The organism is Hansschlegelia beijingensis, from assembly GCF_045505405.1.
GTDB lineage: Bacteria > Pseudomonadota > Alphaproteobacteria > Rhizobiales > Methylopilaceae > Methylopila > Methylopila beijingensis_A.
The window spans coordinates 1-6,260 of record NZ_JBJKEX010000174.1; the positions used below are offsets into that span (position 1 = coordinate 1).

Below are 6,260 nucleotides of genomic sequence, written 5' to 3' on the forward strand. Positions count from 1 at the left end.
GGCCTTGTACACACCGCCCGTCACACCATGGGAGTTGGTTTTACCCGAAGGCGCTGCGCTAACCCGCAAGGGAGGCAGGCGACCACGGTAGCGGACGCCGCCGGCGGCTGGGTGGACGAGGCGACGCCCCCGGACTCCGACAGCGAACGCGGCCGGCGCCGCGTCATCGCCGAGGCAAGCTGGCTCGCCTTCGGGGCCGCGAAGGGCGTCCCCGTCCAGATCCTTCGGCTCGCCGGCATCTACGGACCCGGCCGGGGCCCGGTCGAGCATCTGCGCGCCGGAACGGCCAAGCGGCTGGTCAAGCCGGGGCAGGTGTTCAACCGCATCCATGTCGACGACATCGCGGCCGCGATCGCCGCGGGGGTCGAGCGTCCGCTCGTCGGACCCGTGATCAACGTGACCGACGACGAGCCGGCGCCGCCGCAGGACGTGATCGCCTACGCGGCCGAGCTGATGGGCGTCGCTCCGCCGCCCGAGACCCCGTTCGAGACCGCCGAGCTCTCGCCGATGCAGCGCAGCTTCTACTCCTCCAACAAGCGGGTCGCGAACCGCGTGCTGCGCGAGCGGCTCGGGGTGCGGCTCGCCTACCCGACCTATCACGAGGGGATGGCGGCGCTCGCGCGGTGAAGCGGCGCGATCCGCGGCCTTGCCCGCGCCTTCAGGCCATGGTCTGGAATCGCGCAAAGCAAGATTGAGGGAACAATGCCCATGCGCCGTTTCATGATCCTCCTCCCGCTCGTCGCCATCGCGGCGCCGGCGGCGGCCGCCGGTTTCAACCTGCCGCCGCGCAAGCCCGGGCAGTGGGAGATGAAGATCCAGGTCGACACGGCCGCGATGCCGCCTCAGATCGTCCGGATGTGCCTGGACGCCGAGACCGACAAGATGCTGAACGACCGGTTCGGCGGCATGGCGGCCAGCATGTGCTCCAGGCAGGAGCAGCGCACCGACGGCGACGCGATCATCCTCGACAGCCAGTGCAGCCTCGGTCAGATGCAGGCCGTGACCCATTCGGTGATCACCGGCGACTTCAACAGCGCCTATACGATGAAGACCTCGGTGGAGATGACCGGCCAGCGCGACGCGCCCGGCGCGCTCGACAGGGTCTCGCCGCAGGGGCCGAGCACCCAGCAGACGACGATCGAGGCGACGCGCGTCGGCGAATGCGAGGCGGGCATGAAGCCGGGCGACATCGATCTCGGCGGCGGCCGCGTCATGAACGTGCGCGACATGCCGGCGCCGCAGATCCAGTAGGCTCAGTCGGGCAGGGCGAACTGCATCAGCAGGGTCCGCTCGAAGACGAAGAAGTTGTCGTCGGCCAGGAGGGTCAGGACGGTGCGGCCGTCCGGCCCCCGGTGCGCCGAGATCGCCTCGAAATTGTCGATCGCCTGGGACAGCGTCGCCTCCATCAGCACCGGGCCGTCGACCAGCCCGCCGGCGCGGATCTCGGCCGCCGGCAGGCGCCGGACGCGCACGCTGAGCGACAACGGCCGCCGATAGCGCCGTTCCAGCAGCACGAAGTCGCCGTCCGGCAGCCGCGCGAGGTCGGTCGGCGAGAAATCGTCGGTGCGGCGGACGCTGAAGGCGAATGACGTCGCCCCCACCGCGAAGGCGCGGTTGTTCCCGTCCTGGTCGAGGAACCGCTCCGCCACGAGGAGCAGGACGCCGGGACCGAATGAGGCGATCGCCTCGTAGCCCTCATTGGGCGGCGCCCGCGTCGCGAGCTTCGGCAACGTGACCGGTTCGCCGCGTCCGGTCGGCAGGCCGGCCTCGTCGAGGCGGTAGCGGGTCAGCCAGTTGACGCGTTCGGAGGAGAGCCAGGCGACGCGACCCTGGATCTCGAGGCCCTCGGTGTCCGCGCCCCTGCGGCCGCGGAGCGGGCGGCCGTCGCGCCCGGGCGTGTCCGCGACCACCACGTCGTTGAGCCCGGTCGGCCGTGATCCGTCGTAGCTGAGCGTGCCGGTGAACCACGAGCCACGATCGCTCACCGCGGTCAGTCGCCGCCCATCGGCCGAAAGCCTCAGCCCGGAGAGGCCGCCGAACCGCCGTTCCGGCGACCTCAGATGGAGGCCTCCGAGGAAGACCAGCCGGCCATAGGCGGCGCCGACCGGCGTGCGGCTGTCGAAATGAACGATCGGGGAGGCCGTGACCTCGATCGCCTTCGGGCTCTCGAGCGGGGCCTGGGCGGGCTGCGCGGCGGCGGCGCCGATCAGTGCGAGCAGGGCGACTGCGGCCCAGGCCGACCTCACGCGTGGCCGCCGCGGCGCCCGCTGGTCTCCTCGAACAGTTCGGCCAGCTTCTCGGTCATCGCGCCGCCCAGCTCCTCGGCGTCCACGATGGTGACCGCGCGACGGTAGTAGCGGGTCACGTCATGGCCGATGCCGATCGCGATCAGCTCCACGGTCGAGCGGGTCTCGATCTCGTGGATCACCTTTCGCAAATGGCGCTCCAGGTAGTTGCCCGGATTGACCGAGAGCGTCGAGTCATCCACCGGCGCGCCGTCCGAGATCACCATCAGGATGCGGCGCTGCTCGGGACGGCGGAGCAGGCGCTCATGCGCCCAGACGAGCGCCTCGCCGTCGATGTTCTCCTTCAGAAGGCCCTCGCGCATCATCAGGCCGAGATTCTTGCGTGTGCGCCGCCATGGCGCGTCGGCGGCCTTGTAGATGATGTGCCGCAGGTCGTTCAGCCGGCCTGGGCCCATCGGCTTGCCGGCTGCCAGCCACTGCTCGCGCGACTGGCCGCCCTTCCAGGCGCGGGTGGTGAAGCCGAGGATCTCGACCTTCACGCCGCAGCGCTCCAGCGTGCGGGCGAGAATGTCCGCGCAGGTCGCCGCCACCGTGATCGGCCGGCCCCGCATCGACCCCGAATTGTCGAGCAGCAGCGTGACCACCGTGTCGCGGAACTCGGTGTCCCGCTCGTGCATGAAGGACAGCGCGCTCATCGGGTCGATCACGACCCTCGACAGCCGCGCGGGATCCAGCATTCCCTCTTCGAGGTCAAAGTCCCAGGCGCGGCTCTGCTGCGCCAGCAGCCGGCGCTGCAGCCGGTTGGCGAGCCGGCCGACCACGCCCTGCAGAGCGGAGAGCTGCTTGTCCAGATAGGTCCGCAGGCGGGCGAGCTCCTCGGCGTCGCACAGATCCTCGGCGAGCGCCTCCTCGTCGAATTTGGTGGTGAAGGCGACGTAGTCCGGCTTGTCGCGCTCGTTGCGACGATCGTCCTTCGGCCGCCACGGCTCCGTCGCCTCCTCGGCCTCGCCGAGTTCGTCGTCGTCCGGCGCGTCGGTCGGCGGGGCGTCGGCGGCCTCGATCTGTTCGGCGTCGTCGTCGGCTTCGGCCGACGATTCGGTCTCGGCCTCGTCCGCGCCTTGGCTGTGGTCCTGCGGCGCGTCGGCGGTTTCGCCCTGCTGCGGGGGCGGCTGCTCGCCGTCGGCTTCGCCTTCCTCCTCGTTCTGCTGGCGGTCGGAGGACAGTTCCTCGCCCATGTCGAGCGAGCTCAGCAGATCGCGGATCGTGCGGGCGTAGGCGTTCTGGTCCTCCAGCACGCGATCCAGCCGCGACAGGTCGGCCCCGGCCTTCTCCTCGATCCATGGACGCCACAGCTCGACGAGCTTGCGGGCGGACTCCGGGGGCTTCCGGCCGGTGAGACGTTCGCGCACCATCAGCGCGACCGCGTCCTCGAGCGGCGCGTCGGCGCGGTCGGTGATGTCCGCATAGGCGCCGCGGTGGTAGCGGTCCTCCAGCATCGCCGCGAGGTTCACCGCGGAGCCCGCCATCCGCCGGGCGCCGATCGCCTCGACGCGGGCCTGCTCCACCGCGTCGAACACGGCGCGCGCTTCCGAGCCCTGCGGGGCCAGCCGGGCGTGCATTCTCTGATCATGGCAGGCGAGCCGCAGCGCCATGGAGTCCGCATGGCCGCGCAGGACCGCGACGTCCTGGGGGCTCATCCGGCGCGGCGGCTCCGGCAGGCGCGCCTTCTCGCCCGAGAGCGCCGGGCGCTCGGGCGCGTAGGCGACTTCGACCTCCGCATCCCCCGCGATGGCGCGGAGGCAGCCCGCAACCGCCCGCTTCAGCGGCTCGGACGGCGGGGCGAGCTTTTCGCCGGGCTTGCGGTTGGAGATCACGGTCGGGCGGTCAGCTCATCACGACGTTGACGGCGCTCTCCGGCAGCTCCTTGCCGAAGCACCGCTGGTAGAACTCGGCGACCAGGGACCGCTCGAGCTCGTCGCACTTGTTGAGGAAGGTGAGCCGGAACGCGAAGCCCAGATCGCCGAAGATGTCGGCGTTCTCGGCCCAGGTGATGACGGTGCGGGGGCTCATCACCGTCGAGAGGTCGCCGTTGATGAAGGCCTGGCGCGTGAGATCGGCGAGCCTGACCATCTTCGACACCGTGTCGCGGCCGTTCGGCGTCCCACGGTACTGCGGGGCCTTGGCGAGCACGATGTCGACCTCCTTGTCGTGGGCGAGGTAGTTCAGCGTGGTCACGATCGACCAGCGGTCCATCTGGCCCTGATTGATCTGCTGGGTGCCGTGATAGAGGCCGGAGGTGTCGCCGAGCCCAACGGTGTTGGCGGTCGCGAACAGCCGGAAGGCCGGGTGCGGCCGCAGCACGCGCCGCTGGTCCAGCAGCGTCAGCTTGCCGGACTGCTCAAGGACGCGCTGGATGACGAACATCACGTCGGGCCGGCCGGCGTCGTATTCGTCGAACACCAGCGCGACATTGTTCTGCAGCGCCCACGGCAGGATGCCGTCGCGGAACTCGGTGACCTGCTTGCCGTCCTTGAGGACGATCGCGTCCTTGCCGATCAGGTCGATGCGGCTGACATGGCTGTCGAGGTTGACGCGCACGCACGGCCAGTTCAGCCGCGCCGCGACCTGCTCGATATGCGTCGACTTGCCGGTGCCGTGGTAGCCGGTGACCATGACGCGCCGGTTGCGGGCGAAGCCCGCCAGGATCGCCAGCGTGGTGTCGTGGTCGAACAGGTAGTCAGGGTCGAGGTCCGGCACCGCGCCGCGCGCCTCGGCGAAGGCCGGGATCTCCAGATCGCTGTCGATGCCGAAAACCTGGCGCGCCGACACCTTCATGTCGGGCAGGAGCGAGTCGGCGGACGGAGCGTCGATGAGAACGGTCATGGGGCCTCCTGGCCGGGCGAGAGCCCGCGCGGCAGGCCCGGCGGCGCGCGGGACGCGCGCTCAAGGTTCGGATCAGCAGAAGCCGGCGGATCGGAGATGATTATAGGCTTGGATGATCTCGCGCAATTTGTCCTCGGTGCTGCGGTCGCCGCCATTCGCGTCCGGATGCAGCCGCTTCACCAGTTCCTTGTAGCGCGCCTTGATCTCCTCGGGGGTGGCGCTTGCGCCGAGATTCAGTGACTCGAGCGACTTGCGCTCGAGTCTTTTTAGCTCCCGCTCCGGCTCGGTCCGGCCGGCGGCCTGTTCTCCGAAGACGTTGAAGCCGTCCTCGAATACGAAATCGCTGGCCCAGCCGCGCTGACGCTGGCGGCCCTTCTGCTTGCGGGCGTCCGCGCTTGCAGGGCCGTTGCGTCCCATCTGCCAGGTGGGACGGTGGCCGACATGCGCATCCTTCTCATAGGCCTTCAAATCCTCGTCCGACATGCCGGCGAAGAAGTTGTAGGAAGAGTTGTAGGCGCGCACATGTTCCAGGCAGAAGCGCCAGTAGTCGTTCTCGCGGTCACGACCCTTCGGCGCCCGGTAGGTCCCGGGCTCGCGGCAGCCGGGATGCTGGCAGCGCGCGACCTTCGGCTCCGGGCGCTCCTCGGGGCGGGAGCGGGAGACGCGGATCCGATCGAACCAGGGGCTGTCGAGCTTCATCACGTGGTCCATTATGGTCGCGCCGGCTGACCCGAACAAGGATGCGGCGGCGCAACGCCGTTCTTCGCGCGGGCGGCTTGACGAGCCCGGCCCTTGAGCGATTCAGCGGCGAAGACGGAGAGTTAGCATGAGCGTGCGCGACCGCATCGAGAGCACCTTGAGAGAAGCGCTGCGCCCGCAGCGGCTGGAGGTCGTCGACGAGAGCCATCTGCACGCCGGGCACGCCGGCTCGCGGCCGGGCGGGGAGACACATTTTCGCGTGCGGGTCGTATCGGACGCGTTTTCGGGGGTGAGCCGGATCGACCGGCATCGGCGGGTCAACGCGCTGCTCGCGGGCGAACTCGCCGGTCAGGTTCATGCGCTGGCGATCGACGCGCGCTCGCCGGACGAGCCGGGCCGTCCCTAGAGCGGCGTCTGCGCGGCCGCGGCCGG

7 protein-coding genes are annotated in these 6,260 nt (G+C 70.0%); 3 read left to right on the forward strand and 4 right to left on the reverse strand.

The annotated features are described in order from the left end of the window. Both ACIKT0_RS11425 and ACIKT0_RS11430 read left to right on the forward strand, forming a co-directional pair. Window positions 1-627: Rossmann-fold NAD(P)-binding domain-containing protein (locus ACIKT0_RS11425; protein ID WP_474998500.1), on the forward strand; the 627-nt coding region annotated here is incomplete at its 5' end. A 75-nt stretch (window positions 628-702) separates the two neighbouring features. Continuing rightward, window positions 703-1,251: a DUF3617 domain-containing protein gene (locus tag ACIKT0_RS11430; RefSeq protein WP_407105465.1), complete on the forward strand. Its 549-nt coding sequence runs from the start codon at window positions 703-705 to the stop codon at window positions 1,249-1,251. 2 nt (window positions 1,252-1,253) lie between these two features. Here the strand turns inward: ACIKT0_RS11430 and ACIKT0_RS11435 are convergent, their stop codons facing one another. The 4 genes from ACIKT0_RS11435 to ACIKT0_RS11450 form a co-directional block, all read right to left on the reverse strand. Beyond that, window positions 1,254-2,246: an esterase-like activity of phytase family protein gene (locus ACIKT0_RS11435; protein ID WP_407105466.1), complete on the reverse strand. Its 993-nt coding sequence runs from the start codon at window positions 2,244-2,246 to the stop codon at window positions 1,254-1,256. Continuing rightward, entirely contained in the window at window positions 2,243-4,120 is a 1,878-nt protein-coding gene (gene cobT / locus ACIKT0_RS11440) for a cobaltochelatase subunit CobT (RefSeq protein WP_407105467.1), read from the reverse strand. Before cobT ends, ACIKT0_RS11435 begins: the two co-directional genes overlap by 4 nt. 10 nt (window positions 4,121-4,130) lie before the next feature. Further along, window positions 4,131-5,129: a cobaltochelatase subunit CobS gene (gene cobS, locus ACIKT0_RS11445; protein ID WP_407105468.1), complete on the reverse strand. Its 999-nt coding sequence runs from the start codon at window positions 5,127-5,129 to the stop codon at window positions 4,131-4,133. Between the two features lie 72 nt (window positions 5,130-5,201). Continuing rightward, the gene (locus ACIKT0_RS11450) at window positions 5,202-5,828 is read right to left on the reverse strand and encodes a J domain-containing protein (RefSeq protein WP_407105470.1); all 627 of its coding nucleotides are present in this window, start codon (window positions 5,826-5,828) and stop codon (window positions 5,202-5,204) included. A gap of 127 nt (window positions 5,829-5,955) precedes the next feature. Here ACIKT0_RS11450 and ACIKT0_RS11455 point away from each other — a divergent pair, with 127 nt between their 5' ends. Next, a complete protein-coding gene (locus ACIKT0_RS11455) occupies window positions 5,956-6,234 on the forward strand; it encodes a BolA family protein (RefSeq protein ID WP_407105469.1) in 279 nt (92 codons plus the stop codon). Window positions 6,235-6,260: the final 26 nt, after the last annotated feature.

What these genes read in the sequence shown, in the direction of transcription:
- ACIKT0_RS11430 (WP_407105465.1), top strand. Translation starts at nt 703, where the DNA reads ATGCCCATGCGCCGTTTCATGATCCTCCTCCCGCTCGTCGCCATCGCG.
- cobS (WP_407105468.1), bottom strand. Translation starts at nt 5,129, where the DNA reads ATGACCGTTCTCATCGACGCTCCGTCCGCCGACTCGCTCCTGCCCGAC.
- ACIKT0_RS11450 (WP_407105470.1), bottom strand. Translation starts at nt 5,828, where the DNA reads ATGAAGCTCGACAGCCCCTGGTTCGATCGGATCCGCGTCTCCCGCTCC.
- ACIKT0_RS11455 (WP_407105469.1), top strand. Translation starts at nt 5,956, where the DNA reads ATGAGCGTGCGCGACCGCATCGAGAGCACCTTGAGAGAAGCGCTGCGC.